The organism is Syntrophales bacterium, from assembly GCA_023229765.1.
In the GTDB taxonomy this organism is placed as follows: Bacteria; Desulfobacterota; Syntrophia; order Syntrophales; family UBA5619; genus DYTH01.
The window spans coordinates 19,082-45,801 of the sequence record JALNYO010000030.1; the positions used below are offsets into that span (position 1 = coordinate 19,082).

The window sequence follows — 26,720 nt, forward strand, 5'->3', positions numbered from 1 at the left end:
TCAGAGGTAATTGCGAAACTCCCAACGCTGTCATTCCCGCGACGTTTCTGGGCGGGAATCTGGTTCTAACTGCTTGAAAAACCATATTATGAACATTAAGCTTCGCTTTCCCGATAGAGACATTATGAACATTAAGCTTCGCTTTCGGGAATGACAAATGGTTTTGCAATTACCTCTTCAGTTATTTCGAGAGGTTGCCGGATGCGGGGCATTCGCTGACAGCGGTACTGCCGTAAGGACAGCTTGCGATATTTACTAAAAGCGCCTCCGCAGAGTCAGATAAAAACTGACGTCCGGCGCGGTTCCGACAGCAATGTCTTCTCCCACGCCTATATCGAGGGATGTTTTGTCCGATAAGAAAAGCGTCCCGCCGGCGATCAACTGCACTGAATTAGCGGATATTTCTTTCAGATCACTGTCGCGATAAAAGGGCGTGTGGGCATCCGCCTGCACCTTCAGCCCCAGCCAGGGGAGGGGTGTCTTCCATCCTAAGCCCAGGCTGCCGAAGACGACCCATTTTTTTTGTTGATCGGCCAGCACCTTGCCCTCCGTCATGTAAAGCGCGCCTAAAGAGCCGTAAGTTGTCCATTTGCCGAACTCAAATTTGGCTTCCGAGCCCCCTGTCAGCGACAACGCGATGTCCGTACTGCCGCTTCCCTGGAGGTAATCGCTTTCACCCGTGGGCAGTTTGAGACTGATGTTTAAGGCCAATCCGTCTTTGTCGTTGTCTCCAGACTGGTACAGTTGCCAGGCGCTGGTCAAAGACAGATCGCCCACGCCGGAATCAGAAGAATCAACACGCAGGCGGGTGACCCCGTCGCGGCGATATAGATAGAGCAAACGATTGTGCGGCGCCAGATCCCTGCCTCCCTGCGGAAGGCCGACGGCGCCATGGTAACTCTCAATGAAGCTGTCCAAAAAACCGCCGCTCTGAGAGATATAGGGGATATTTACACCTACTTCCCAGCGGGGCAAAAGACCGTGCCGCACCATCAAGGTAAACCTGGTCGTTTCTCCATCAAGGATGATTGCCTCCCGCGTATTGTCATTAGTTGTGTAATTGCTCGATAATACAGCATTAAGGCCTACCTCTGTTTGCCTCGGCTCCATGATTATGAAATTTCCCGTACCGGGCAGACCAAAGAGGCCCACCAGGGGACTTTGATTGACGCTGGCAAAAGGCGCCATCTCGCTTGCGGCGGCAGGGTTAGGCAAAGTCAGCCCGAACAGGCAGCAGGCGACTACAATAATGATATTAATCTTTTTTTGCATGTTAACTCCTTGATAAGGGTTTGTTTTCTTTGGCTTGGGGTATAGGTGGGCTGTTTTTTCTTGTCAAGGAATATTTTCCCGAATGGCCGCCTCGCAATGACAAATGCGTGTTTTTAAAATGTCTCAGTCCAGAATCTCTCTGACCTTTTGGGAGAGGCTTTCCAGACGAAAGGGCTTCTGGAGAAAACCGTTGCAGCCCCGGTCCATGATTGCCTGGGCTTCCCCGTTAATGCTGTAGCCGCTGGCGAGAAGAACCTTGAGCCCGGGATTGAGCCTCCGCAGGCGATCGAAGGTATCGCTCCCCGATATCCCCGGCAGGATCATGTCCAGAATGACCAGGTCGATCTCGCTTCTTTTCTCCATGTAAACGGCGATTGCCTCCTGACCGCTACCAACCGCATAGACCCGGTAGCCTATGAATTCGAGCATTTCCTTGTTCACCCCAAGAATCATCTGTTCATCATCCACAAGCAGGATCGTCTCCGCGCCCCTGGCGATTGTCCCGGTTGCCGCCTTTTCCTGAACTGCCTCCTGCTCCGAAGCGGGCAGATAGATTGTGAAGGTCGCACCCTGACCGGGCTCGCTTTCCACATTGATCACACCCTTGTGACCATTGATGATTCCATAGACCATCGCCAGTCCCAGTCCCGTTCCTTTCCCGATTTCTTTCGTCGTGAAAAAGGGATCGAAAATACGCACCTTGGTCTTCTCGTCCATCCCGATTCCGGTATCGGCAACCGTTATTTCTACATATTTTCCCGGCGTGACCGCAAAGATAGCCGCTTGGGCATCATCAAAGAAAACATTCCCGGTCTCTATATAGAGGTCCCCGCCTCCTGGCATGGCCTGCCCGGCATTCACATACAGATTCAGGAACACCTGCTCCATCTGCCCCCGATCAACCTCTACCGGCCAGAGATTCTTCTCGTATTTCCGACTAATGGAAATCTCTTTTTTGGTTCTGCCGAACAGCGAGGAGCTCTTTTCAAGGAGGTCGTTCATATCGGTGGGTTTCACCTCATATCTTCCCCCCCGGGCAAAACCCAGCAACTGTTTGGTTAAGTCCGCCCCGCGCCGCACCTGCTCTTCAATCCGCTTGAGCCGCTCATAATGGGGGTGTGAGGAATCGATTTTCATTAGCAGCAGGGAAGCATACCCCTGAATCCCCATGAGCAGGTTGTTGAAGTCGTGGGCGATGCCGCCGGCCAGCGTCCCGATGGCTTCCATCTTGTCGGCATGCTGCAGGCGCTCTTCCAGAAGTTTCCTCTTCTCCTCCTCGGCCTGCTTGCGCTCTGTGATGTCCTTAAAGATCACCACCGCACCATTGACCTTGCCGTCGTCCTTGGTGATCGGCATGCTGGAGTACTCCACGGGAAAACTACTGCCGTCCTTGCGCCAGAGAAAATCAGAAATCATACTGCTTTCGGTGGCATAAGTATAGGAGGCGTACATGGGGCATTCTTCCAACGGGAAACTGGAGCCGTCTTCGCGGGAATGGTGGATGAGTGCGTGCACCCCCTGGCTTAACATCTCTGCTGCTGTAAACCCGAGCATGCGCAGGGCGGCAGGATTGACAAAGGTTATCTCTCCGGTTGTATTAACCCCGAATATGCCGTCGCCGGCGGCCTGAAGCAACAGGCGATTGGTTTCCTCGCGCTCGTGCAGCGCCTCCTTCGCCTTGCTGAACTTGACGATCTCTCGGGCAAGCTGCCAATTGGCGGTTTCAAGTTTGCTGGTGCGCTCCTGGATGCGCTCCTTGCCGTTTTGCAACTTCTCAGACATGTCATTGAAGGAGTCGGCCAGAATCTTGAATTCGGTATTTCCGCCATAGTGGATTTGTTTCTTGAAATTGCCCTTTTTAATCTCGCCGGCGCCGTCCACAAGCAGCATAATCGGCTTGTGGATTAGGCGATTGGCAATATAGAATATTAGTAGAGAAATGATGATGAACACGGCTGACACTGATAGGAATAATCGTGAAAGCGTTGAGGAAATAAGTGCATCTGTCCCTGCTGTTGAATAGTCAACAAACAGGAGGCCGAGATTCTTTTGGCGGGCCGGATGGCATTGGAAACAGGCCGCTTCATTGTATATGTGAGTTACATTTCTCAAAATAGGGGTGCCGCGGAAATTCCTGGTTTGCAGCGTCAGGGTATTTCTCCCCGTTGCATCATTATGGCATTGGCGGCAGCCGTCGCTGTCCTTAAATAATTTTTTCCCAATGGACTCAAAATCTGAAGAAAATTTAACAACTCCCTCGGCATTGATGACGGATACATCCGTGATCTTTTCAAAAGCCATAATTTCATTAACCAGGGCATTCAGCAGTTCCGTATCGTGCGTAACCATCTGTTTTTTCAGCACTGCCTTAAGCACGCTGCCAATTTCTGTTACTTTCTCAATTGACTCTCCGGTCAGCTCATTTTTTTCAAATATGTACAGTCCCCCCAGTGCCGCCACGAGAAATACAAAAAGGGTGATGGCAATCGCCAACAATAGTTGCGTCCGGATAGATTGAAAATATTTCATTTTACTAAGCCTTCTTCTGGGTGTTCATATAAACCCCCATGCCCATGGGGCACAACGAAGCATGAAAATCCCCCCTTGCCCCCCTTTGGCAAAGGAGGGATGGGGGGATTTTCATACAAAAAATAGCCATTTTGTCATTGCGAACGAAGCGCGGCGATCTCGCCGACGAGTTCGCTTACCTTCTTCGCGCTTGTTGTCACCCTGCCGAAGGCCTCGGTTGTCTTTGTCACAATCTCCGAACCATTTTTGATTCGCTTTATGGAATCGTCAATCAGATTTTCCCTTAGAAGGCTAACGGATACCCGTTGAAATGTCAAATGGAAAATTCGGGTCAGAGCCATTTGACGCTTTGGCACGTCGGCAGAGGGGCCTGCCAAAAGCGAATATGCAAATTCCGGGTGGTTGTGCATCAGCACAATGTGCTTGTCGCTTTTACCGCAAAGCCGAAAGTGCCGAACACCCTGGACGGAAGCCCAAGTTTCCGGGCCGCCGTAGCAGCGGCATTTGCCGCCCTGTTCATTTTTATTTTCTTGAAAGTTTTCGGAAGCGGGTCTAAAAGCGGCGGGGAATGGAGGTTGAGTTTTTCAGTGGAACGTTATCAGATTGAGGATATGGAGATATTGTTTGACTGCGCCGGGAGGGATGACTGGGGCAAGTTCAGCTTTCCCGTCTGGTACGGCATCCCCGTCAAGATCAAATGGCGCGGATATCGTTTTGATTTCAATCTGCGGGGGGGGTGGAAATGGATCACGGGCGGGCATGGCGTATGGCCCGACGCCCAGGAGATGTTGAAGCGAACCGACGGAAACGGACTGATATATTATGGCGTCGAAAACTACGCCTCGGATTATGATCTCATCAAGAACTTCTATATACCCTACAACGGCGTCTATAATTTTGATCTTTTTCCGGCTAATCCACTGAAAGCAGGCCATGTAAAGCGGGCTTTGCGGTCTGTTTTCGAACTTGCCAAAGAGGCGGGCAGGCTTTCCGGGACGGCAGCCGGCGAGCGGGCCCGTGATTTTCTCCTCAAGGTTGCCGCCTGCGATCGGGAGGGACTGGCCGGCGAGGCTGAGCTCCTGTACCGCATCATGGGAACAAATCTGCCGGTGCTTCCTCCGGATACGATCGATGTCGATTATGAGGTTATTCCTCTTATTGTTACCGATGGTTGCGACTATAACTGCCGGTTTTGCACATTCACGGCGCATGATTCCCTGCAGGTGCGCAGCAAGGAAAATATCCGTCAGCAGATAAGCTCTTTGAAAGATTTCTATGGAGAGGACCTGATAAATTATAATTCAATCCTGCTGGGGCAAAACGATGCGCTCGCGGGAGGGGAAGAAATCCTGATCACCGCGGCAAGTCTGGCCTATGAAGGGTTGAATCTTGCCTCATCCTTTCACAAGGGGCCCGCCAATCTCTTTTTCTTCGGCAGCGTTGATCCCTTTCTGAAGGCGAAAAGCTCCCTGTTCGACGCGCTCAACAATTTGCCCTTCCGGACGTCTCTCAATATCGGGCTGGAGTCGTTTGATCAGGAAACGCTATCAATTTTGGGAAAGCCGCTTAGCGCCGAAAAAACGAAGGAGGCCTTTCGGAAAATGATGGAGGTAAACAGGGGCTGGGAGAGGGTCACGGTCAGTTGCAATTTTGTTTTGGGAGGCGAGTTGCCGCCAGCTCACAAGGAGGGAATAAAAAAAATGCTCTCCGAGGAGACGACAGCCAAAGATCGGGGCACGGCGTTTCTTTCCCCGCTTTTCGGAAGGGCACAGCGAAGAAAAATACTAAATGATATCATAGACATAAAAAGAAGTTCCTCTTTGCCGGTTTTTATCTATCTGGCGCAGAGACTATGAAAAGGGCAGCCATTCAGCCTTTTTTACGGGATTCCAGAAACAATCTGATCGCTTCTTGCAATTCTTCTCCGGCAAGCAGGGTTGACTGATGAGCAGCCTCCCAAGTGAGGGCCGAAGCGAGGTCGGTATCACAACCCTTTTCCAGTGTTTCCTTGATGGAGCTCATGGCCTTCGCTGATTTTGAGGCAAGTCTGTCAATCAGCAGCTTTGTTTCCCTGTCGAGTTCGGAATCCGGCACGGATTTATAGATAAGCCCGAGGGCGGCAGCCTCTTTACCGCTGATTACATCTCCGAGAAGGGCCAGTTCCTTGGCCTTGGCCATCCCGACCAGATGGGGGAGGAAATAGGAAGCTCCGCCATCTAGGGATATGCCCAGATTGACGAACGCCTCGCAGAATCTTGCCTCATCTGCGGCAATGACAAAATCGCCCGCCAGGGCCAGCCCGTAGCCGTAGCCGTAAACGTTGCCCCTTACCTTGCAGATAACGGGTTGGGGAATTCTTTTGACGGCAAGGATAAGCCCTCCAGCCGTGTTTTTCATAAACTGAAATGACTGCGCGGGATCGGCGGAGGCACCCAGCAGAGACATATCCGCCCCCGTCGTAAAATTTCCGCCGGCGCCTTGGAGCAACACGACACGGATGTCCGGGTCTGCTCCAACCTCTTCGAAAGCGGCTAACAGCGAGGACATGGTCTCGGCGGTCAGGGCATTCATCACCGCAGGCCGGTTGATGGTTATTGTCGCTAAGCCATTTTCTCGGCTGATCAGCACTTGGTTTTCGGACATATAATTTTTTTCTCCCTGGAAAAGTCGCCGCTAAGTGCGAAACGACCTGCCTTCTAAGCTTGGAACAGCGGCCAAATTAACGGAAGCATCGCGGAAATGTCAACATATATTTCTATATCCTTGATAAAACATAGTGGACATTGTAGAATGACCGTTAATATCAAGGTAGAAGGCGACATGCCCAGGGCAACAGAGATATAAAACGATTTATCTGAATGAAATGGAAAACGAAGTTTAATGTTCAGAAAGGAGCAGGCAATGACACATAAGGATGCAGGGGGATACGCGGCAAAACATGCTTCGGGAACAGTTGTTGAGGAGAAACTGGCTGCGGCGATACGGGATAATAGCGTTCAGGGGAAGATTGCCTGCGCGCAGGCCGAGATGATCAGCGCGAAACTCGGGGTTAAGCTGATCGAGGTTGGCGTCGCTGTTGATCTGCTGGAGATCAGGATAAAGAACTGTCAGCTTGGACTTTTCGGCTTTCCTAAAGAAAAATTTCCGGGGGGAAAAACGGTTGCACCGGCGAAGGTGGTTGCGCCGGATATTGAAGCTGCCATTCGCGCCCGGCTTGTTGAAGAAAAACTTTCCTGCAAGTCGGCCTGGGAGATAGCTGCTGAAAAAGGGATGTCGAAAATGGCGGTTTCCGAGGCCTGCGAGAATCTGAAAATTCGCATCAAACCTTGTCAACTCGGCGCTTTCTGATCCCAGCTTAGGGCCTGTCCACAAATAACCTGGACAAGATTGCGCTCAGATTTGGGTTAGATTTGGTTGCGGCGATTGAACAAAACCGCAGACGTAGCAGCGCTACGTTGAGGATTTTGTGATTGAGCCACAGCCAAAGATGGCCCAAAGATGAGATGCAAGATGTTCAGGTTATATTTGTGGACAGGCCCTTAGGCAGGCTTGTCAATTTTCGGGCATAAACGGGCTTGCAACGCTTCGCTCGCCATGACAAACGCGGCATCTTTCAAAGGTTTCGCCGACTATTCTGTTCGACATAGCAGTTCAGTATGCGGTGGATCGCCTCGGAGTTGAGACGGGCGTGCTGAAGGATCTTCTGGAGCGTCAATTCGCGTTTCTCGATGCCGTGGGCGTAGTTATCAACCGAGCACAAGGATGCGTAACTGATATCCAGCTCCTGAGCGATAATTGCCTCGCTGGCCATTGTCATCCCGATGATGTCGGCGAATTGCGAGATCATCGCTATCTCTGCCCGCGTTTCCAGGCGAGGACCGGCGGATTGCCAGTATATTCCGCCGTCAACAGGATTTATGGCGCATTCATGGGCCGCTTGGTGCAATTTCTGCCGAACTTCCTGATTCAGGCGCGGCGTGATATGAACAGGTTCTCCCCGGACGGCGGTTATGCCTGCGCCGAGTTGGATGTAATCGTCAGGGACAACGAGCGTCCCCGGTTTTAGACGGCGTTTCAGGGCGCCGGTTGAGTTTACTCCGATAACCTCAGTTGCTCCAAGCTTTTTCAAAGCGGCAAGGTTGGCCTGGTGGTTGATCAGATGTGGCAGAATGTGAAAGTTAGGGTCGCTGCCATGACGGGCGATGAAAAACACGTTCGCCGAATGAAAGACCACCGCTCGTCCGAATTCCGTTTCCACGGCTTCTTCGCGAAGGTCTGAAAATATTCCTTGGCCGTTGAGCAGAACCGTTCCAGATATGATGCCGACAGTTTTCATAGTTATCCTTTCCTGGGATCGTCGAGGGGGTTTGTGCCCGCCCCGGGCATGGGGGTTTATATGAAAATCCCCCCATCCCCCCTTTGCCAAAGGGGGGCAAGGGGGGATTTTCATGCTTCGTTGTGCCCCACGGGCATGGGGGTTTATACCAGCTTGCTGGACTTCTGTCAAAATCGCCTTTTCGCTGAATGATGAACATTAATCTTGATTGACATATTCCCGTTTTTTGTGCAATAGTCGCCCCCATCCGCGCGGTTATAAAATTTACAGCCGTTGTATTTTTGAGATTAAGCCCTTCGGGAAAGGAAAAGTTGAGATGGTTCATGATAAAAAAGTTTTTGCGGCGCTCCTGATTGCGGTTTTTTTGCTTGCCGGCTGTAAAATGTGGCTGCCCTGGCAAAGCAGATCCGGAATGCCCCGGGCGAATCCCGAGAGCATTTATCAACAGGGGTTAGAAGAGTACAATGCCGGCAGCTACAAGCGTTCCATCGAACTCTTTCAGCGGGTTAAAGAGGAGTATCCGCTCAGCTCGCTGGCCATTATGGCGGAGATGGGGGTTGCCGATTCCTTTTTCAGCAGCAAGGAATATCCGGAGGCGGTGCTTGCCTATAAAGAATTCGTTGATCTGCATCCGACGAACGAAAATCTACCTTATGCCATGTACCAGACCGGGATGTGCTACCTGAATCAACTGACAACGGTAGATCGCGACAACTCCGAAGCTTTCAAGGCGATCAAGGAGTTTGAAAGGCTGACGGCGCGTTTCCCCGAAAGCAAATTCTCCGCGCTGGCCGAGAAGAAGATTCTGGAGTGCAGAAAGAGCATGGGAGAAAAAGAGTTATATATCGGTGAGTTCTATTTAAAAACAAAGAAATACGCGGCCTCGTTGCGCCGTCTCGAAAAGGTCGCGCGCGACTACGCCAATATCGGGCTTGATGACAAAAAGGTTAATCGTCTGATAACCGAAGCGAAAAACCACCTCAACGCCCCGGAGAAGAAAAAAAGCTGGTGGTTGTTTTAGGGCCTGTCCACAAATAACCTGAACATCTTGCATCTCATCTTTGGGCCATCTTTGGCTGTGGCTCAATCACAAAATCCTCAACGTAGCGCTGCTACGTCTGCGGTTTTGTTCAATCGCCGCAACCAAATCCAACCCAAATCTGAGCGCAATCTTGCCCAGGTTAATTGTGGACAGGCCCTTAGGGGGAGGCTTGACCGCTTAACTGGCCGCAGGCGGCAAGAATATCCCGTCCGTGACTGGCGCGCAGGATTGCTGTGTAATGGTGATCAAGCAGTATCTGCTGAAAGGCCGAGACTGCCGCGGGTGTGGGAGTATGGTAGGCGGAGCCGGGGAACTCGTTGAAGGCGATCAGGTTTAATTTGCAGTGAAGCCCCCGGAGGAGGCGAACGAGCTTTTTGGCATCCTCGGCCGAATCATTGACGCCCGCAAGCAAAATGTATTCGAAGGTCAGCATCCGTCTTCCCGGCATGGGATACTCCCGGCAGGCGGCAAGGAGTTCCGGCAGGGGATATTTGCGGTTGATCGGCATCAATTCGTCCCTTTTGCGGTTGTCCGGGGCGTTCAGGGAAATGGCGAGATTGACGCAGATGTCCCGGCCCAGTCGTTTGATCAGCGGGGCGAGGCCGGAGGTGGAGACGGTTATCTTACGGCTGGAAAAGCCGAGCCCGTAATCGGAAATCAGGATTTTGATCGCCTTTAAGACGTTGTCATAGTTGGCCAGCGGTTCCCCCATTCCCATCAGGACGATATTCTTGATATTCGGGCCTTCCGGCAAATTGCGCCGAAGCATGGTCATCTGGCCGGTAATCTCGGAAGGTTTCAGGTCGCGCTTGAACCCCAGGCTGCCCGTAAGACAGAAGCGGCAGCCCATCGCGCAGCCGGCCTGCGTTGAGATGCAGGCGGTCCAGTGGTTGCGTCCGGGGATGAGGACGCTTTCGATGAAGAAATCATCTGACAGCCGGAAGAGGACCTTCTTTGTCCCATCCTCAGACGCCTGGATCCGTTCTATTGCCGGTTCGGAAAGGTGGGCCAGTTCGGCCAGACGGGCGCGGAACTCCTGCGAGAGGGTGGTCATTTCTGCAAAAGAGGCTGCCCCGCCGTTGTAAAGCCATTTCATGATCTGGCGGGCCCGGTACTTCTCCTTTCCCAACCCGACGATCAGGGTTTCTATCTCTTCAAGGGACAAATCCCTGATGTTAGGTTTTGCTGTCATATTTTTCAGGCCCTGTCATTCCTCCGGTTGTAAAACAATGGCGATTCGCCGGTTCCTGGCCCGTCCTTCCGGGGTGTCGTTTTCCGCAACAGGCCTGTGCTCCCCGAACGCAACCGCCGCGAGCTTATGAGGGTCGAGCCCCTGGGTTTCCAGATACCGCACTACCGTGAGCGCGCGCGCCGCGGACAACTCCCAGTTCGTCGGATACTGCTTTGCGAGATTGCCCTTGATCGGAACATTGTCGGTGTGTCCCTCGACGCGGATCACCTTGTCCGTTTCCGCCGTCAGTATATCGACCACGCGGCCAAGCACCTCCAGCCCCTCGGGCTTTATTTCCGCCTTCCCGGAGTCGAAGAGAATCTTGTCCACAACATCCACCGTCAGCTTCCCCTTGAGTTCGGTTATGGCAATCTGTCCCTGCTTGATCTCATTATCCATTTTTTCGAGCAGGTTCTCGTACGTCCCGCTTACCTTTTTTACTTCCTGTTCCTTGGTTTTTCTAAGCAGGGCAATGCTCTCGTTGAGCATCTGCTTGTCTCCGGCAAGCTCAGCGTTTTGTTCGCGCAGGCGTTCTATAGTAATGGTTACCTCTTTTTTGAACGCCTCCGAACTGGTTTCGAGATTTTTTCTGTCAGTCGCAAGTTTTTCATGCTTGGCCTGTAAGCTTTTCTCTGCGTCAAGCAACGCTGCTTTTTCCTTGATTAAATTTTCCACTTCCAACTGGAGCTGCCTGTTTTTTTCTGTAACTGTGGCGATATCCATTTTAAGGTCATCAGCCTCAGCCTGTTTTTTGAGATATTCGCTTTTTCCGACACAGCCACTCATGATCAGAAGCGCCACAACTGCAAAAGAAAGCTTTTTTTCTAGATGAAGCATATCGTTCCCTCGTTAATTTTGTGCCAAGTTCTAATACTTCGAAGCGAAACTATTTTCAACCAATAATCGAACAGGTTATAGAACGGGGCTGATGACAATTTGCCTGTTTATTAATCGCTGACATTATGGTAAAAAAATAAAAACAGTGTGCTGCGATGGGAAAGGAGGCTTCATGAGGGTGCGTGTATCGGCTGTATTTGAAAGGGGCGGTGAGATTCTCTGTATGAAATACATGTACGGAGGCAAGGATGTTTTTGCACTGCCGGGCGGCGGCGTAGATCAGGACGCTCCGCTGAAGACAACGCTGATTAAAGAGTGGAAGGAAGAACTGGGCATCAAGGTGGATATCGGGGGGGTCATAATGGTGGGCGAGGCGCCCGTAACAAAGCGGCATCCCCAGACCCTGCATATCATTTTTGAGGCCTTTGAGATTTACGGCACTCCTAAAGTGAGGCCGGACAATACCAGTTCCCTCGGCATCGCCTGGGTTGCTGTCGAGAAAATCAACCAGTGTGCGATTTACCCTGATGTGGGAAAAAAACTCTATGATTTCCTGATGAAAGAACCGAAAACCGCTCTGGAATTCATCGATAACTGCATGGAGCGTGGCTTCTGGTAGCATTATGAAATCGCTTGATAAAGAGGTAAAGACCGTAAAACTGATGATCGGCCTTTACTGTCGAGGCCAGCATGGGGCAAAAGAGCCGTGTGAGAGCTGCCGGGAGCTTGCCGGCTATGCCGAGGCGCGGATCAGGGGTTGTCGTTACGGAGAAAAGAAACCTGCCTGCAGCCAATGCCCGATCCATTGCTACAAGAAGGAGATGCGGGGGCGGATCACCGAGGTGATGCGTTTTGCGGGGCCAAGAATGACCTGGCGTCACCCCCTTCTGGCCATTCAGCACCTGGCAGGCAGGAAGGGCAGTTACGAGCGGTAATGTTTCCTCGGCTTTCCAGAGAGGTCAGATTGCAACGATTAATTGGCATCAGCATAGCCGTTTGGATTCATTGATTGCCAGCGCCAGGAGTCGCTGCACATTCGCTCGAGGTCGAACTGCGCCTCCCAGCCGAGCAATGATTTTGCCAGTGAAGGATCGGCGTAGCATTTGGCGACGTCGCCCGGACGCCGCGCCACTATTTCATACGGCACCTCGCGGCCGGAGGACTTTTCAAAGGCCCTTACCATCTCCAGCACGGAGTAACCCTTACCGGTTCCCAGATTGACTGTCAGCAGCCGCGGCTGAGCCGTCAGTGCCTCCAGCGCCTTCAGATGTCCTCGGGCCAGATCAACAACATGAATATAGTCCCGCACGCCGGTTCCGTCCGGGGTGTCATAATCACCGCCAAAGACGTTCAACTTGGCCCGTTTGCCGACTGCCACCTGAGAGATATACGGCATCAGATTGTTGGGAATCCCGTGCGGGTCCTCGCCGATCAGACCGCTTGCGTGCGCCCCGACCGGATTGAAATAACGCAGCCGCGCAATCCGCCAAGTATTATCCGCAGTGAACAGATCGCCGAGCATCTCCTCGATCATCAGCTTGGTGCGCCCGTAAGGGTTGGTCGCCGCAAGCGGAAAATCCTCTCTGATCGGAGTCGTATGCGGATCGCCATATACCGTTGCCGATGAGCTGAAGACGATGGTTTTGCATCCGAACTCCTGCATCGTTTCCAATAGACAAATTGTGCCGGTCAGATTGTTGTTGTAATAAAGGAGCGGTTCCGTTACCGATTCTCCCACCGCTTTCAGCCCGGCAAAATGAATCACCGCCTCAGGCTGATAATTGTCGAAAACACCCGCCAGATCTGCATGCGACCGAATATCGCCCTTGACGAAGGGGACGATTTTCCCGGTAATGGTTTCGAGCCGCTGCAATGACGCTGAAGAGGCGTTGCTCAAATTGTCGAACGCCACCAGTTCAAAGCCTGCCGCGATCAACTCAATGCAGGTATGTGAACCAATGTACCCCGCCCCGCCGGTTACCAGAATCATTTTTGAATTTCCTTTTCCGCCCGCCCCTATCTTCAAGTTCCGTAGCACCAATGCGGCTATATATAAGCGATTACAAGCTTTCTGTAAAGCTGGATTTCATTTACGGCAGTTGATAAAAGATTTCAAAACTTTCGGTCTGTCGTTTATACGATCGTTTGTATGAAAATCCCCCCATCCCCCCTTTGCCAAAGGGGGGTAAGGGGGGATTTTCATGCTTCGTTGTGCCCGACACGGGCATGGGGGTTTGTTTGGAGTTGACAGCCACGGGCATTCATGGTGTATAGGGCGCGCTTTCAGGCCAAGATGCCTGCGGCAAATAAGAAAAGGAGAAACTAACCATGACAGAACAGCTTTTAGGGGCAACTATTAAAACGACCAAGGGGGATATCCAAATTAAATTCTTTCCCGTCGAGGCGCCGCTCACGGTCCTCAATTTTATCAACCTTGCGGCACGGGGCTTTTATGACGGGCTTGCCTTCCATCGGGTCATTCCTGATTTCATGATTCAGGGCGGTTGCCCGCTGGGGACGGGCACCGGCGGTCCCGGCTACCGTTTTCCGGACGAGTTTTCGCCAAGTCTCAAACATGACAAACCGGGCATCCTCTCAATGGCCAATGCCGGTCCTGGCACCAACGGCAGCCAGTTTTTCATCACCCATGTTCCGACCCCCTGGCTGAACAACAAACACACCATCTTTGGCGAGGTTGCCGGAGCGGATAATCAAAACGTTGTAAACAGCATTGGCGTCGGCGACAAAATCGTTTCGATAGAGATCAGCGGCGACTACTCTGGATTGGCCGAAACAAACAAGCAGCAGCTTGAGGGCTGGAACTCTATCCTGGACGCAAAGAAAAAATAAAGGGCTGAGCTGTCTTCCCGTTTTTTGTGAGATTGTTCATTGCGGCCTCTTTATTTACGTCCAGGCTTTATCGCTGCTTTTGGCTTCTTTTCATTCTGCGGACGATTCGTTTTGGGGGCAGCCTTTTTCTTTTTGAGCAGCCAGTGAGGTTTGCGCTTGGCGAGAAGATCGGCGAGCCCCCGTTGAAATTCCTCGCCGGCGCAGGCGTTGGCAAAACGAAGGGCGCTGTCTTCGCACAGTCCGGGGGTAATCGGGTCCCCAGCCGTTGACCGCAGCCAATCCTTGAGGCAAGCCTGGGCGTTGGGGGCGCCCTGAATGATTTTACCGATCAACTCGTTAATCCGGGCGTCGAGCTCCTCCGCAGGGGTGATGTCGGTCAAGAGCCCGGTGCGGTAGGCCTCGGCGGCGGCAAAAAGTTCGCCTGAGAGGAACCAGTGGCGCGCCGTCCGTTCTCCCACCGCTTTGAGCAAATAGGGGACAATCGTGGTTGGAAGCAGGCCGAAACGCAGATCAGAAAGCCCAAACTCCGCATTATAGTCGCTAACCGCCATATCGCAGGCGGCAACAAGCGCTGCACCGCCATTGACTGCAAAACCAGTAACGCGGGCGATCGTCGGCTTGGAGAGGTTATGGATGGTCTGCAGCAGTTTTGCCAGGCTCATCGCGTCAAGGCGATTTTTTTCCAAACTGTTTTCGGCGAGTTCCTGCAGCCTTTCCCTGTCCGCGCCGGCACAGAAGCACGCACCCGCTCCGGCGAGAACGACGATGCGAACTTCCTGATCGGCATCCAGCAACGAGAAGGCTTCCTCAAGCTCCTTGATCATTGTTGCGTCGAGCGCATTTTGCCTCTCCGGACGGTTCATCCAGATGACCCCCACACCCTGTCTTATTTCCACCAGCAATGTTTTGTAAGTCATATTCACCTCTATGGTTTGCAAAAAAGGGCTCCCCTTGGGAAGCCCTTATATTTGGTGGGTCGTGCGGGAATCGGACCCGCGACCAACGGATTAAAAGTCCGCTGCTCTACCAGCTGAGCTAACGACCCTCTGAAGTTCAGGCTGTGGGCTTTAACAGGAACGGCGTTTTCTTGTCAAGCATTATATGAATTTTTCCATCCCCCCCGTTTAACCGGAGAAGGGGTCGTAAAGGGAGATCGTTTCTTCGCGGTCGGGGCCTACGGAGACAAGAGCCATCGGCACGCCGGTTATCTCTTCCAGCCGTTCGATATAGCGTCTCGTATTTTTGGGAAGGTCTTCCATTTTTTTTGCCTTCCGGATGTCTTCCGTCCAGCCGTCCAGCTCTTCGTAAACAGGCTGGCAGGAGGCAAGAACCCGCAAATTGGCGGGGACGGATTCGGTGAACTCCGCATTTGCTGATCTATATTCAGTGCAGACCTTTATTTTCTCAATTCCGGTCAGGACGTCGAGTTTTGTCAGGGCGATGCCGGTAATCCCCGAAAGGCGGATTGAATGGCGAACCAGAACAGTGTCGAGCCAGCCGCAACGGCGCTTACGGCCGGTTGTCGCGCCGAATTCCTGGCCGACCTGCTGCAGTCTCTCCCCAACCGCGTCTTTCAACTCGGTGGGAAAGGGTCCTTCTCCAACCCTTGTTGTGTAAGCCTTGCATATTCCAATAACATTCTGAATGGCCGCTGGTCCTACTCCTGTGCCGCAGGCGGCATTGCCGGAAACGGTGTTGGAAGATGTTACATATGGGAAGGTGCCGTGGTCGATATCAAGATGGGAGCCCTGTGCGCCTTCGAAGAGGATATTACTCCCCTTGTTCATCTCCTTTTGCAAAATGAGCGAGCAATCGGCCACGAGCGGCCTGATTTTTTCGCTGTAGGAGCGGTACTCCGCGAATATTGCCTCACCGTCGAGCGGTTCTTCGCCGAAGAGTTTAGTCAGATAGAAGTTTTTTTCTTCGATGTTTCGAATCAGTATTTCCCTGAAAACCTCTTCATCGAGAAGATCGCAGATGCGGATGCCGACCCTTGAGATTTTGTCCTCATAGCACGGTCCGATGCCGCGGCCGGTAGTGCCGATTTTCTTGCCGACGCCGTGGGATTCACGGGCTACATCAATCCTGCGGTGGTAAGGCATGATGACATGCGCCTTTTCGCTGACGTAAAGCCGGACATCAGCCGGCAGGAGGCCCTGTTCCCGCAGACCGTCCAGTTCTTTGATCAGTACCCCCGGATCAATGACGACGCCGTTTCCGATCATGCAGATCTTTCCGGCGTGGAGTATCCCTGAGGGGATGAGATGCATGATGATTTGTCTGCCTCCGATAACGAGGGTGTGGCCGGCGTTGTTGCCGCCTTGAAATCTCGCGACGACGTCGGCCTTTTCGGAATAAATATCGACAACCTTTCCCTTTCCCTCATCGCCCCACTGGGCGCCAACGATAACTGTATTTGCCATTTTTATGCTCCAATCTGATTGAATGACTGCAATGCAACACTTTCCAACGAGGCGGTTCTGTCACTTAAAATTTTTCCGTGATAAACAGGCCCGTACAGACGCGGCGACTGATTAGCCCCGCTTTTGCCGCCGGTTTCCGCACTCGTGAAGCGGACCTTTACATCTCCAGCTCGTTTACGGACAAAATGTTGGGCAGATTTCGCAGCTTATCAACAACATCCGGCAAGACAACGCTGTCGGTCCCAAGTATTACCATTGCCCGGCCATCGATCTGTTCCCGGCTCAGGTTGAGGTGGGAAATATTGACGCCGCTTTGACTGAGGATAGTGCCGATATTGCCGATTACCCCCGGTTTATCGTTGTTGTAAACTACAAACAGCCTGCCTTCAGGAATGACTTCGACGGTAAATTTGTTAATGCGGACGATGCGCGGTTCATTCCTTCCGAAAATGGCGCCTGCCGCGAATGCTTCTTCCTTTGCCGTCTTTACGGTAACGGAGATCATGCTGGTATAGTCTTTCACCTCATTGCTTTTGGACTCGACAACGCGTATTCCCCGTTCCTTGGCGATAAACGGCGCATTTATGAAATTTACGCTTTCGTTCAGGATGGGGGTCAGAAGTCCCTTCAGTAGGGAGATGGTGATTGGCGCCACGTTGTAGTTCAGGATCTCTCCGTTGTATTCGATGTCTACTTCCTCGATCGCCCCGGATACGAGCTGCGCCTCAAATTTCCCCAGTTTCTCCGCCAGCGTGAGATAGGGCTGAATGACCGTGAGGATCTCCGCGCTTACCGCCGGGAAATTAACTGCGCCGTTGATTTCGCCGGTTGTAAGATAGGCGCAGATCTGTTTGGCGATGGCCACTGCGACGTTGATCTGTGCCTCATCGGTTGAGGCCCCCAGGTGGGGAGTGCAGATTACGTTCTCCAGGGAAATGAGCGCCATGTTTTTTGTCGGCTCCTCTTCGAATACGTCAAGGGCGGCGCCGGCAATGCGTCCGGCAACAAGCGCTTCGTAGAGATCTTTTTCGTCGATAATTCCGCCGCGGGCGCAGTTTATGACACAGGCTTCTTTTTTCATCTTCTTGAAGGCCTCGGCGTTAATTACCCCGCGGGTTTCCTTGGTCATGGGGGTGTGAACGGAGATGAAATCGGCCGTTGTGAATATCTCGTCTAAGGACGCGAGCGTGATGCCCATTTTTTCCGCTGCTTCCGGCGAGATAAACGGGTCGTAGGCGATAACCCTCATCTTGAGTCCCAGGGCGCGGTCGGCAACGATTCCTCCGACACGACCAATTCCGACTATTCCGAGTGTCTTGTTGAGAAGCTCTCTGCCGGTAAACTTGCTCTTTTCCCATTTCCCGGCCTTCATGGAGGCTGTCGCCTGGGGAATCTTTCTGTTGAGGGCAAGCATCATCGCGATTGCATGCTCGCCTGTTGTAACGGAGTTGCCGCCAGGGGTGTTCATAACGATGATTCCCCGTTTGCTGGCCTCGGGGATATCTACATTGTCAAGCCCGATTCCTGCCCGGCCGATGACCTTCAGCCGGCCGGCGAGCTCCATGACCTCAGCGGTAACCTTGGTCGCACTGCGAATTATCAGCGCATCGTAATTGCCGATGACGGCCTTCAATTCCTCCGGGGTCATTTTTGTTCGAAAATCAAACTCTATCCCTTTGTTGCATTTTAATATTTCCAACCCTTCCGGTGACAGATTATCACTGATTAGGACATTTTTCATCGCTTTTCCTCCCCGTGCAATTATTTTAAAGATGCAATTTATTCATATAAAAAAGTCTTTTCGTTGTTTGAAACTACACTCTTTCCCGAAGCGGCCATTATAACCCGGCAATTTTTTCCCGGTAAACCTTTTCCAGCTCAGCCAGGGCGAAGCTTATATCCGCCGGTTCAATGGTGGGGCCGCACCATAGACGGAAGCCCGGAGGGGCGTCCTTGTAGGAGTTCATGTCGTAGGCGGCTTTTCTCTTCGCCATCTCCGACGATATCTCTTTGAGGAATTTGGCCTGCTCTGCCAGGGGAAGGGCCTGCACTTGCGGGCTCACAACAGAAAGGCAAACAGATGTGGTGGAACGCGTCTCGGGCGCTTCGGCCAGAAAGGCAATCCAGTCGTTGGCTGCCGACCATTTTTCTACGATCTGGAAATTTTCCCTGCTCCGCTTGATCAACCCGGCCAGGCCGATTTTTCCGGCCCATTTCAGGGCGTCGAGGTAATCTTCGACGCACAGAAGCGACGGGGTATTGATCGTGCTGGCCTCGAAGATCGTCTGGTTTATTTTTCCACCTTTTTTCATCCGGAATATTTTGGGAAGCGGCCAGGGAGGATCATAAGATTCAAGCCTTTCAACAGCGCGGGGGCTTAGCGCCAGCATGCCATGCGCAGCTTCGCCGCCCAGACATTTCTGCCAGGAAAAGGTCAGGACATCCACCTTGTCCCATTGTATCGGCATCGCGAAGGCGGCGCTTGTCGCGTCACAGAAGGAAAGTCCCTTGCGGTCGGACGGTATCCAGTCCCAATTCGGAATTTTGACGCCGCTAGTGGTGCCGTTGGCGACAAAGATTACATCGTTCTCCCAGTTGACGGTGGCAAGAGCGGGGATTTTCCCGTAGTCCGCCCGGATTACCGTCGGGCTCAGTTTTAACTGTTTGGCGACGTCGGTCGCCCAGCCCTCGGAAAAACTCTCCCAGACCAGAACGGTTACCGCCCGTGTTCCCAGCAGGCTCCACATGGCGGCCTCAAAAGCCCCGGTGTCCGATGCCGGCATTATTCCCAGAAGATAATGATCAGGGATTTCAAGGATTTTTCGTGTTTCGTTGATGGCGTCTTGAAGTTTTCCCTTGCCCAGCGTGGAGCGGTGGGAACGGCCCACTGCCGCGTCCTTCAGGGCGTCGAGGTTCCATCCCGGCCTCTTGCTGCAGGGGCCGGAGCCGAAATTAGGATTTGTCATACGAGGCTCCTTTCATGAAAAGAAAGAACAGAGATTTGTAAAAAAATGAATTGTGCATCATCCTCAATGATGTTTTTAAGTATTTTCTGTTTTTGATACGTATATCCTCTTCGATTGAGTATGCCGCAATCCTCCAGTTACAGGTAACCTACATAATCAGCTTTGAGTGAATATCAGGATTATCGTAATTATTCAAGTGGATATTGGTTGACGCCGGACAATCTAAAGGGTATTAGTTTAACACATTTACGGCATGCAGGAGGGTATTCGTGAAAACAGAGATTACCGTTAATAAAAAAATTAAGACTGTGTTTTTCTGCAGCAACTGCGGACAGCAGGCCCCCAAATGGCTGGGTCGCTGTCCCACTTGCGGCGAGTGGAACACCTTTGTCGAGGAGGAGCTGCAAAGCGATTCCGCTTGCAAAACTTCTGAATTCCGCTTGAACGGTGTTCCCCAATCCATTGAGGCGATTGAAGCGAAAGATGGGGAGCGTCTGCTGACGGGAATCGCCGAATTGGACCGGGTTTTGGGAGGCGGCATTGTCGGCGGCTCGGCGGTTCTGATTGGCGGTGATCCGGGAATTGGAAAATCTACGCTCCTTTTGCAGGTTCTGGAGAAGCTGGCAGAAAAAGGGCTGCCGGTTCTCTACGTCTCCGGCGAGGAATCGGCCCGCCAGATAAAGCTTCGGGGAAAACGTCTTGGGGCAGCGGCCAAGGATCTTTTGATCCTGGTTGAGGTAGAATTAGAGAGCATTCTGGCCCGTCTGTCTGAGGTAAAACCGGCGGTGGCCGTCATCGATTCGATACAAACCATCTATTCGACAGCTTTTTCTTCTGCGCCGGGAAGTGTCGGGCAGGTGCGCGAGGCGGCCGGTAAACTGATTCTCTTCGCCAAAAAAACAGGCATCCCGATTTTTCTTGTCGGTCATGTAACGAAGGACGGTTCAATTGCCGGTCCCAAAATTCTCGAACACATGGTTGATACGGTGCTCTATTTTGAAGGCGATTCCGGTCACGCCTATCGCATTGTCCGGTGCATAAAAAATCGCTTCGGGCCCACCCATGAAATCGGGGTGTTCGAGATGCGGGACACCGGCCTGGCCGAGGTTGCCAACCCATCGGCCTTTTTTCTCGCCGAACGTCCCGAGGGGGTGGCGGGATCGATTGTCGTCCCGAGCATGGAGGGAAGCCGGCCGATTTTGGTTGAGGTGCAGTCGCTGGTCAGTGCGACCAGCTTCGGAATGCCGAGAAGAACGGCGATCGGTGTTGATCATAACCGGGTTTCGCTGCTTACGGCGGTGATGGACAAGATCTGCGGGATCCATGTTGCCAACAGCGACATTTTTCTCAATGTGGCAGGCGGGGTAAAAATTGACGAGACAGCGACGGATTTGGGGATTGTCGCGGCGATTGCCTCCAGTTTTCTCAATAGGCCCATTGCGGCAGGCACCGTTGTTTTTGGAGAGGTTGGCCTGACCGGGGAAATTCGCGGGGTTTCGCAGACTGAATTTCGGATAAAAGAGGCCGCCCGCATGGGATTTAAACGGTGTATTTTTCCGGGAAACAGGCAACCCGAGGTGATGTCGTCAGATAAATCGAGGATTGGCATTGAACTCATTCCGATCCGTTCGCTGGGCGAGCTGATAGAAAGTATTTTTTGACGGGCGGCGAAAATTTTTTTGCTCGCGACTTGACAGAGCGGAATCGATGCATATCATATCGCCGATTACTGGGTTAATCAAAAATCATAAGCTTAAAATTAATAAAGATGAAAGGAGAGGATAGACAGTGAAAATCAGACCATTGCAGGACAGATTGATCGTCAAGCGCGTTGACGAGGAAGAGAAAAGCAAGGGGGGAATAATAATTCCCGATACCGCAAAGGAGAAGCCTATGGAGGGCTTGGTAGTTGCGGTAGGCAAAGGCAAGAAAACCGATGAAGGCAAATTGATCCCGATGGATGTCAAAGAGGGCAACAGGGTTCTGTTCGGGAAGTACTCCGGCACCGAGGTCAAAATTGACGGCCAGGAGCTTTTAATCATGCGCGAGGATGATATCCTCGGTATCCTTGAAAAATAATTAATGAAATATTAGGGAGGAAAGATAGATGGGAGCTAAGATTATTAAGTATGATGAGGAGGCGAGGAAGTCGATCCTGAATGGGGTCAATACCCTTGCCGATGCAGTGAAGGTAACGCTGGGCCCCAAGGGGCGCAACGTCATAATCGACAGAAGCTACGGCGCCCCGAATATCACGAAGGACGGCGTAACGGTTGCCAAGGAGATCGAGCTTGAAGACAAGTTCGAAAACATGGGCGCCCAGATGGTAAAGGAAGTTGCCAGCAAGACCAGCGATGTCGCCGGCGACGGCACGACCACGGCGACAATTCTGGCCCAGGCGATCTTCCGCGAAGGCGCGAAGAGCGTGGCTGCCGGCAGCAACCCGATGGATCTGAAACGCGGTATTGACAAGGCTGTGGAAGTGGTTGTAGCCGAACTCCGCAAAATGAGCAAGCCGACCAAGGATGCCAAAGAGATAGCCCAGGTCGGTACGATATCGGCCAATAACGACGAGACAATCGGTTCCATCATCGCCGAGGCGATGGAGAAGGTCGGCAAGGAAGGCGTCATTACCGTTGAAGAGGCAAAAGGGCTGGAAACGGAGCTTGATATCGTCGAGGGAATGCAGTTCGACCGCGGTTACCTTTCCCCTTATTTCGTGACAAATCCCGAGAAGATGCAGGTGGAGCTGGAAGATTGCTTTATTCTTATCAATGAGAAGAAGATCGGCAACATGAAGGATCTGCTGCCGATCCTGGAGCAGATCGCCAAGATGGGAAAGCCGCTGCTTATCATCGCCGAGGACATCGAGGGCGAGGCCCTTGCAACCCTGGTCGTGAACAAGATCCGTGGCACCCTCCATGTGGCAGCCGTGAAGGCGCCTGGTTTTGGCGACCGCCGCAAGGCCATGCTTGAGGATATCGCCGTTCTGACCGGCGGCAAGCTGATTTCGGAAGAGATGGGATACAAGCTGGAAAATACAGCGATTGAAGATCTGGGCCGTGCCAAGCGTATCTCCATTGACAAGGACAACACGACGATTATTGACGGCGCCGGCGATCGCGCTTCCCTTGAGGGACGCGTGAAGCAGATCCGCGCTCAGGTAGAAGAAACGACCTCCGATTATGACCGCGAGAAGCTCCAGGAGAGACTGGCCAAGCTGGTAGGCGGCGTGGCGGTAATCAAAGTTGGCGCTGCGACCGAGACTGAGATGAAAGAGAAGAAGGCCCGCGTTGAGGATGCCCTGAACGCGACCCGCGCTGCCGTTGAAGAGGGTATCGTTCCCGGCGGTGGTGTAGCTTATCTTCGCACCCTTCCCCTGCTTGATAAACTGGTGCTGGAAGGCGATGTGGCTGTAGGCGTCAAAATTGTGAAAAAGGCGCTCGAAGAGCCGCTCCGGATGATCGCGAACAATGCCGGCGTGGAGGGGAGCATTGTTGTTGAGAAGGTAAAGGAAAACAAAGGCGCATACGGTTTTAACGCCAGAACCGACAAGTATGAGGACATGATCAAAGCCGGGGTTATAGACCCGACCAAGGTTACCCGCTTCGCTCTGCAGAATGCGGCGAGCGTTGCCTCAATGATGCTGACCACCCAGTGCATGATTGCGGAAAAGCCTGAGGAAAAAGGGGCGGGAATGCCGGCCATGCCTCCCGGTGGCGGATACGGCGGCGGCATGGGAATGTAATTCTTCCTCTGTCTGAAAATGTAAAATCAAAAGGGCCCCTGTCTATGATAGGGGCCTTTTTTTAATCTTGACTGCAAAAAAAATTTGCAGTAGTTCTGCCAACAGTCAGGTTCTTCGGTTATGTTTCACGTCTTAATCAAATATGAGGGAGATTATGAAGAGGTTTTATATCCGAGCGATCTTTGCGGCATTTTTTAGCGTTGTGTCGGTGGGTTTCCTTGTTTACGGGGATGTTTTTGCGGCTGAAACCATTAAACTTGGCGTGGCCGGCGCCCACAGCGGCGATCTGGCCTCTTACGGGCTGCCTACGGTAAAGGCGGCAGAGCTTGTCGTCAAGGAGATAAATGCCAAAGGGGGCGTCCTTGGCAGGCAGGTTGAGCTCATCGTTGAAGACGACATCTGCAAGCCGGAAGTGGCTACAAATACTGCGACAAAACTGGTTTCACAAGACGTCAGGTTTGTCATCGGCCATATCTGCAGCGGCGCCACCAAGGCGGCGCTCGGCATTTACAAGGATGCAAAGGTCCTCGTCATTTCGCCTTCGGCAACGAATCCGGAATTGACACAAAGCGGCGCTTACCCGAATTTCTATCGGACCATAGCCTCTGATGACGCCCAGGCCCGTCTGGAGGTGGAATTTGCGATCAGCAAATTAAAGGTAAAGAAAATAGCGGTGCTGCACGACAAGGGCGATTATGGAAAGGGTCTTGCTGAATTCGCGAAGAAATTCATTGATGATTCCAAGAAGGCTTCGGTTGTTCTTTTTGAGGGCGTTACCCCCGGAGCTGTTGACTATTCGGCCGTTGTTCAGAAAATCAAGCGTTCCGGCGCCGAAGCGGTCATTTATGGAGGATACCATCCGGAGGCCTCTTTAATCGTTGCCCAGATGCGCAAAAAAAAGATGAGCACCCCTTTTATCTCCGACGATGGGGTAAAGGACATCACCTTCATCAAGGTCGCCGGGAAATACGCTGAAGGGGTTTATGCAACAGGCCCAAGGGATACCTCTAACAACCCCCTGACCGTAGCCGCGAACGAGCTCCACAAGAAAACATACGGCACGGACGCGGGCGCTTTTTATTTAAACGGTTACGCGGCAACGCAGGCTATGCTGAATGCTATTCAGAAAGCTAGCTCAACCGATTACGATGCCGTAGGCAAGGCCCTTAAAACTCAACTTGTCGAAACGCCTCTCGGGAAAATCAAGTTTGACAAAAGGGGTGACGCGATCGGCGTAGGTTTCTCCATCTATCAGGTTCAAAAAGGAGACTATGTCGAGCTTAAATAAATTACGCTGAAGTCGATTTCTCAGAGGAGGGCGGCAGGCCTTAAGAATGAGAGCTATGAGAATGATTGAGGAAGATGGATTACTTTCTTGAACTGCTGCTGGGAGGATTGACAAGGGGCAGTATTTACGCCCTGATTGCCCTCGGCTATACAATGGTTTACGGCATCATCGAATTGATAAATTTCGCCCACGGCGAGATTTACATGATTGGCGCCTTCACCGCGCTTATTGTCGCATCAGTGCTGACGATGAACGGAATGACCGGTTTATCGGTGCTGATTCTCGCCTCGGTGGTCGCTGTAATATATTCTGCCGCCTACGGATTTACCGTCGAGAAGATAGCATACAAGCCGCTTCGTCAGGCGCCGCGCCTTTCCCCGCTCATCAGCGCGATCGGCATGTCGATATTTTTGCAGAATTATGTGTTGATCGCGCAGACTTCAGATTTTCTGCCGTTTCCCAGCCTGATCCCGGACCTGCCTTTTCTGGAGCCCTACTCGCATATAATAGGGCCGGCCGAATTTTTCATTGTGGCGACAACCGCTGTCGTGACGATTATCCTGACTGTTATCATAAAATTTACAAAAATCGGCAAGGCCATGCGGGCAACCGCTCAGGATCGAGAGATGGCAATGCTGACGGGGGTAAATGTCAACAAGGTTATCTCAAATACCTTTATTATCGGCTCGGCGCTGGCCGCGGTGGGCGGCGTGCTGATCGCTTCCCATGTCGGCCGGATTAATTTCTACATAGGTTTCATCGCCGGGATAAAGGCCTTTACCGCCGCTGTTCTGGGGGGCATCGGCAGCATTCCCGGGGCTGTGCTGGGCGGACTTGTGCTTGGCTGGACTGAGAGTTTTGCCACAGGCTACGTTTCGAGCGATTATGAGGATGTCTTCGCCTTTTTACTGCTTGTGCTTATTCTGATATTCAGACCTGCCGGTCTGCTGGGGCGTACGCCCATTCAAAAGGTATGAAAGGGAACCGCAATCGCCGATGAAAGCCGCCGCAGAAATCAAGAAATCGCTGATCGTTTCTATATGGTTCATGTTTCTGACATTTCCGCTCATGGTGATCCGGGTAAACACGATCGAAAAGATAGTTGAGTGGCGCTGGCGCAACATGTTTTTTATCGGCATCGGCAGTTTCCTTTTCTCCTTTGTCTGGCGATGGCTGTTAGAGCGCAATCAGAAACGGGCCGAAGCGCAAAAAGGCGCCCGATCGTGGGGGCGGCTGCTCCTCGAAGAACCAAAGTTTTACAAACCGGGGCTTGCGGCCGTAGCTATATTTGCACTTATTTTTCCGTTCATCTTTTCCAGTTATCAGACAAACATCATGACAACCGCCCTGATGTACGTAATGCTGGGGCTGGGATTGAATATTGTGGTCGGTCTGGCTGGACTGCTCGATCTCGGGTACGTGGCCTTTTACGCAGTGGGAGCTTACAGCTACGCCCTTATAAACTACCATTTCGGTTTGGGCTTCTGGGCGGTTCTTCCTGTGGGCGCGCTTTTGGCCGCCTTCTTCGGGATTCTTCTGGGCTTTCCGGTGCTGAGACTGCGCGGTGATTATCTGGCCATTGTTACGCTTGGCTTCGGCGAGATAATTCGGCTGATTCTGGAAAACTGGAATGAATTTTCGTTTGGTCCCAGCGGAATTGCCCATATTCCGAGACCCGGCCTTCTGGGAATGAACTTAACCCTGAATGAGTCCATTATTTATCTGTACTATCTGATGATTTTGTTTTGCCTGCTGACGATTTTCGTAATCAACCGATTGCAGAATTCCAGGATTGGTCGCGCCTGGATCGCCCTGCGGGAAGACGAGGTCGCCTGCCAGGCAATGGGCATTGACAAGACAAAAACGAAGCTTACGGCATTTGCGCTGGGTGCGACCTGGGCGGGAGTGGTTGGGGTGATTTTCGCTGCCAAGACGACGTTTGTCAACCCGGCAAGTTTTACCTTTCTTGAATCAGCGATGATCTTGTCAATCGTTGTTCTGGGAGGAATGGGTTCGATCGTGGGGGTTTTTATCGCTGCCCTGATCCTGATACTGAGTCCGGAATATCTGCGGGCCTTCAGCAATTACCGGATGCTTCTGTTTGGCGCCGTGATGGTTCTCATGATGGTCTTCAGACCGCAAGGCCTTGTGCCGAACGTGCGTCGCACTTACAAATTGTGAACATTAAGCTTCGCTTT

General features: G+C 52.3%; 23 protein-coding genes and 1 tRNA gene. 12 read left to right on the forward strand and 12 right to left on the reverse strand.

The genetic code is table 11. The features are described 5' to 3' along the window. Positions 1-255: 255 nt before the first annotated feature. On the reverse strand, positions 256-1,272 hold the full coding sequence (locus M0P74_13555) for a DUF3187 family protein (protein ID MCK9364610.1): 1,017 nt from the start codon (positions 1,270-1,272) through the stop codon (positions 256-258). Positions 1,273-1,395: 123 nt separating this feature from the next. Further along, the gene (locus tag M0P74_13560) at positions 1,396-3,801 is read right to left on the reverse strand and encodes a PAS domain S-box protein (GenBank protein MCK9364611.1); all 2,406 of its coding nucleotides are present in this window, start codon (positions 3,799-3,801) and stop codon (positions 1,396-1,398) included. 317 nt (positions 3,802-4,118) lie between these two features. Between M0P74_13560 and M0P74_13565 the strand changes: the two genes are divergently transcribed. Further along, complete coding sequence (locus tag M0P74_13565; GenBank protein MCK9364612.1) at positions 4,119-5,657, forward strand: radical SAM protein; 1,539 nt, start codon at positions 4,119-4,121, stop codon at positions 5,655-5,657. A gap of 13 nt (positions 5,658-5,670) precedes the next feature. Here the strand turns inward: M0P74_13565 and M0P74_13570 are convergent, their stop codons facing one another. Continuing rightward, a complete protein-coding gene (locus M0P74_13570; protein MCK9364613.1) occupies positions 5,671-6,444 on the reverse strand; it encodes an enoyl-CoA hydratase-related protein in 774 nt (257 codons plus the stop codon). A 258-nt stretch (positions 6,445-6,702) separates the two neighbouring features. Here M0P74_13570 and M0P74_13575 point away from each other — a divergent pair, with 258 nt between their 5' ends. After that, positions 6,703-7,149, forward strand: coding sequence for a hypothetical protein (locus M0P74_13575; protein MCK9364614.1), 447 nt, complete (start codon positions 6,703-6,705; stop codon positions 7,147-7,149). A gap of 265 nt (positions 7,150-7,414) precedes the next feature. Here M0P74_13575 and M0P74_13580 read toward each other — a convergent pair whose 3' ends face one another. Beyond that, positions 7,415-8,137, reverse strand: coding sequence for an MTAP family purine nucleoside phosphorylase (locus M0P74_13580; protein ID MCK9364615.1), 723 nt, complete (start codon positions 8,135-8,137; stop codon positions 7,415-7,417). Between the two features lie 316 nt (positions 8,138-8,453). Here M0P74_13580 and M0P74_13585 point away from each other — a divergent pair, with 316 nt between their 5' ends. After that, on the forward strand, positions 8,454-9,158 hold the full coding sequence (locus M0P74_13585) for an outer membrane protein assembly factor BamD (GenBank protein ID MCK9364616.1): 705 nt from the start codon (positions 8,454-8,456) through the stop codon (positions 9,156-9,158). A gap of 178 nt (positions 9,159-9,336) precedes the next feature. Here the strand turns inward: M0P74_13585 and rlmN are convergent, their stop codons facing one another. Together rlmN and M0P74_13595 are read right to left on the reverse strand one after the other, a co-directional pair. Then, entirely contained in the window at positions 9,337-10,371 is a 1,035-nt protein-coding gene (rlmN, locus tag M0P74_13590) for a 23S rRNA (adenine(2503)-C(2))-methyltransferase RlmN (protein MCK9364617.1), read from the reverse strand. A 15-nt stretch (positions 10,372-10,386) separates the two neighbouring features. Then, positions 10,387-11,247 carry an OmpA family protein gene (locus M0P74_13595; GenBank protein ID MCK9364618.1) on the reverse strand — a complete coding sequence of 287 codons (861 nt, stop codon included), beginning with the start codon at positions 11,245-11,247 and terminating at the stop codon, positions 10,387-10,389. Between the two features lie 172 nt (positions 11,248-11,419). Here M0P74_13595 and M0P74_13600 point away from each other — a divergent pair, with 172 nt between their 5' ends. Both M0P74_13600 and M0P74_13605 read left to right on the forward strand, forming a co-directional pair. After that, positions 11,420-11,866: an NUDIX hydrolase gene (locus M0P74_13600; GenBank protein MCK9364619.1), complete on the forward strand. Its 447-nt coding sequence runs from the start codon at positions 11,420-11,422 to the stop codon at positions 11,864-11,866. Positions 11,867-11,870: 4 nt separating this feature from the next. Then, complete coding sequence (locus M0P74_13605; protein ID MCK9364620.1) at positions 11,871-12,182, forward strand: nitrous oxide-stimulated promoter family protein; 312 nt, start codon at positions 11,871-11,873, stop codon at positions 12,180-12,182. A gap of 38 nt (positions 12,183-12,220) precedes the next feature. Here the strand turns inward: M0P74_13605 and galE are convergent, their stop codons facing one another. Next, on the reverse strand, positions 12,221-13,237 hold the full coding sequence (galE, locus tag M0P74_13610) for a UDP-glucose 4-epimerase GalE (protein ID MCK9364621.1): 1,017 nt from the start codon (positions 13,235-13,237) through the stop codon (positions 12,221-12,223). Between the two features lie 338 nt (positions 13,238-13,575). On the opposite strand from galE, the gene M0P74_13615 reads away from it, so the two are divergent. Then, positions 13,576-14,097: a peptidylprolyl isomerase gene (locus tag M0P74_13615; GenBank protein ID MCK9364622.1), complete on the forward strand. Its 522-nt coding sequence runs from the start codon at positions 13,576-13,578 to the stop codon at positions 14,095-14,097. A gap of 50 nt (positions 14,098-14,147) precedes the next feature. Here the strand turns inward: M0P74_13615 and M0P74_13620 are convergent, their stop codons facing one another. From M0P74_13620 to M0P74_13640, 5 genes are all read right to left on the reverse strand, one after another. After that, positions 14,148-15,014, reverse strand: a complete 867-nt coding sequence (locus M0P74_13620; GenBank protein MCK9364623.1) for an enoyl-CoA hydratase-related protein — start codon at positions 15,012-15,014, stop codon at positions 14,148-14,150. 52 nt (positions 15,015-15,066) lie between these two features. Continuing rightward, positions 15,067-15,142: transfer RNA gene (locus M0P74_13625), tRNA-Lys, on the reverse strand. A gap of 79 nt (positions 15,143-15,221) precedes the next feature. Continuing rightward, a complete protein-coding gene (locus tag M0P74_13630; GenBank protein MCK9364624.1) occupies positions 15,222-16,520 on the reverse strand; it encodes an adenylosuccinate synthase in 1,299 nt (432 codons plus the stop codon). Between the two features lie 157 nt (positions 16,521-16,677). Next, positions 16,678-18,261: a phosphoglycerate dehydrogenase gene (gene serA / locus M0P74_13635; GenBank protein ID MCK9364625.1), complete on the reverse strand. Its 1,584-nt coding sequence runs from the start codon at positions 18,259-18,261 to the stop codon at positions 16,678-16,680. Positions 18,262-18,358: 97 nt separating this feature from the next. Further along, complete coding sequence (locus M0P74_13640) at positions 18,359-19,486, reverse strand: phosphoserine transaminase (GenBank protein ID MCK9364626.1); 1,128 nt, start codon at positions 19,484-19,486, stop codon at positions 18,359-18,361. A 269-nt stretch (positions 19,487-19,755) separates the two neighbouring features. Between M0P74_13640 and radA the strand changes: the two genes are divergently transcribed. The 6 genes from radA to M0P74_13670 all read left to right on the forward strand — a co-directional run bounded on the left by radA (position 19,756) and on the right by M0P74_13670 (position 26,703). Continuing rightward, positions 19,756-21,147: a DNA repair protein RadA gene (radA, locus tag M0P74_13645; protein ID MCK9364627.1), complete on the forward strand. Its 1,392-nt coding sequence runs from the start codon at positions 19,756-19,758 to the stop codon at positions 21,145-21,147. A 127-nt stretch (positions 21,148-21,274) separates the two neighbouring features. After that, a complete protein-coding gene (groES, locus tag M0P74_13650; GenBank protein ID MCK9364628.1) occupies positions 21,275-21,565 on the forward strand; it encodes a co-chaperone GroES in 291 nt (96 codons plus the stop codon). 28 nt (positions 21,566-21,593) lie between these two features. Continuing rightward, positions 21,594-23,234, forward strand: a complete 1,641-nt coding sequence (groL, locus tag M0P74_13655; protein MCK9364629.1) for a chaperonin GroEL — start codon at positions 21,594-21,596, stop codon at positions 23,232-23,234. Between the two features lie 154 nt (positions 23,235-23,388). Next, entirely contained in the window at positions 23,389-24,522 is a 1,134-nt protein-coding gene (locus tag M0P74_13660) for a branched-chain amino acid ABC transporter substrate-binding protein (GenBank protein MCK9364630.1), read from the forward strand. Between the two features lie 74 nt (positions 24,523-24,596). After that, positions 24,597-25,499 carry a branched-chain amino acid ABC transporter permease LivH gene (locus tag M0P74_13665; protein ID MCK9364631.1) on the forward strand — a complete coding sequence of 301 codons (903 nt, stop codon included), beginning with the start codon at positions 24,597-24,599 and terminating at the stop codon, positions 25,497-25,499. Between the two features lie 19 nt (positions 25,500-25,518). Then, positions 25,519-26,703, forward strand: coding sequence for a branched-chain amino acid ABC transporter permease (locus M0P74_13670; protein ID MCK9364632.1), 1,185 nt, complete (start codon positions 25,519-25,521; stop codon positions 26,701-26,703). Positions 26,704-26,720 lie beyond the last annotated feature (17 nt).

Bases quoted from the DNA above. Each gene is read 5' to 3' on its own strand.
- galE (MCK9364621.1), bottom strand. From the start codon at position 13,237: ATGATTCTGGTAACCGGCGGGGCGGGGTACATTGGTTCACATACCTGC.
- rlmN (MCK9364617.1), bottom strand. From the start codon at position 10,371: ATGACAGCAAAACCTAACATCAGGGATTTGTCCCTTGAAGAGATAGAA.
- M0P74_13595 (MCK9364618.1), bottom strand. From the start codon at position 11,247: ATGCTTCATCTAGAAAAAAAGCTTTCTTTTGCAGTTGTGGCGCTTCTG.
- M0P74_13570 (MCK9364613.1), bottom strand. From the start codon at position 6,444: ATGTCCGAAAACCAAGTGCTGATCAGCCGAGAAAATGGCTTAGCGACA.
- M0P74_13670 (MCK9364632.1), top strand. From the start codon at position 25,519: ATGAAAGCCGCCGCAGAAATCAAGAAATCGCTGATCGTTTCTATATGG.
- M0P74_13575 (MCK9364614.1), top strand. From the start codon at position 6,703: ATGACACATAAGGATGCAGGGGGATACGCGGCAAAACATGCTTCGGGA.
- M0P74_13630 (MCK9364624.1), bottom strand. From the start codon at position 16,520: ATGGCAAATACAGTTATCGTTGGCGCCCAGTGGGGCGATGAGGGAAAG.
- M0P74_13560 (MCK9364611.1), bottom strand. From the start codon at position 3,801: ATGAAATATTTTCAATCTATCCGGACGCAACTATTGTTGGCGATTGCC.
- M0P74_13555 (MCK9364610.1), bottom strand. From the start codon at position 1,272: ATGCAAAAAAAGATTAATATCATTATTGTAGTCGCCTGCTGCCTGTTC.
- M0P74_13665 (MCK9364631.1), top strand. From the start codon at position 24,597: ATGGATTACTTTCTTGAACTGCTGCTGGGAGGATTGACAAGGGGCAGT.
- M0P74_13660 (MCK9364630.1), top strand. From the start codon at position 23,389: ATGAAGAGGTTTTATATCCGAGCGATCTTTGCGGCATTTTTTAGCGTT.
- M0P74_13600 (MCK9364619.1), top strand. From the start codon at position 11,420: ATGAGGGTGCGTGTATCGGCTGTATTTGAAAGGGGCGGTGAGATTCTC.
- M0P74_13640 (MCK9364626.1), bottom strand. From the start codon at position 19,486: ATGACAAATCCTAATTTCGGCTCCGGCCCCTGCAGCAAGAGGCCGGGA.
- M0P74_13605 (MCK9364620.1), top strand. From the start codon at position 11,871: ATGAAATCGCTTGATAAAGAGGTAAAGACCGTAAAACTGATGATCGGC.
- M0P74_13620 (MCK9364623.1), bottom strand. From the start codon at position 15,014: ATGACTTACAAAACATTGCTGGTGGAAATAAGACAGGGTGTGGGGGTC.
- M0P74_13580 (MCK9364615.1), bottom strand. From the start codon at position 8,137: ATGAAAACTGTCGGCATCATATCTGGAACGGTTCTGCTCAACGGCCAA.
- groL (MCK9364629.1), top strand. From the start codon at position 21,594: ATGGGAGCTAAGATTATTAAGTATGATGAGGAGGCGAGGAAGTCGATC.
- M0P74_13585 (MCK9364616.1), top strand. From the start codon at position 8,454: ATGGTTCATGATAAAAAAGTTTTTGCGGCGCTCCTGATTGCGGTTTTT.
- M0P74_13615 (MCK9364622.1), top strand. From the start codon at position 13,576: ATGACAGAACAGCTTTTAGGGGCAACTATTAAAACGACCAAGGGGGAT.
- M0P74_13565 (MCK9364612.1), top strand. From the start codon at position 4,119: ATGGAAAATTCGGGTCAGAGCCATTTGACGCTTTGGCACGTCGGCAGA.
- serA (MCK9364625.1), bottom strand. From the start codon at position 18,261: ATGAAAAATGTCCTAATCAGTGATAATCTGTCACCGGAAGGGTTGGAA.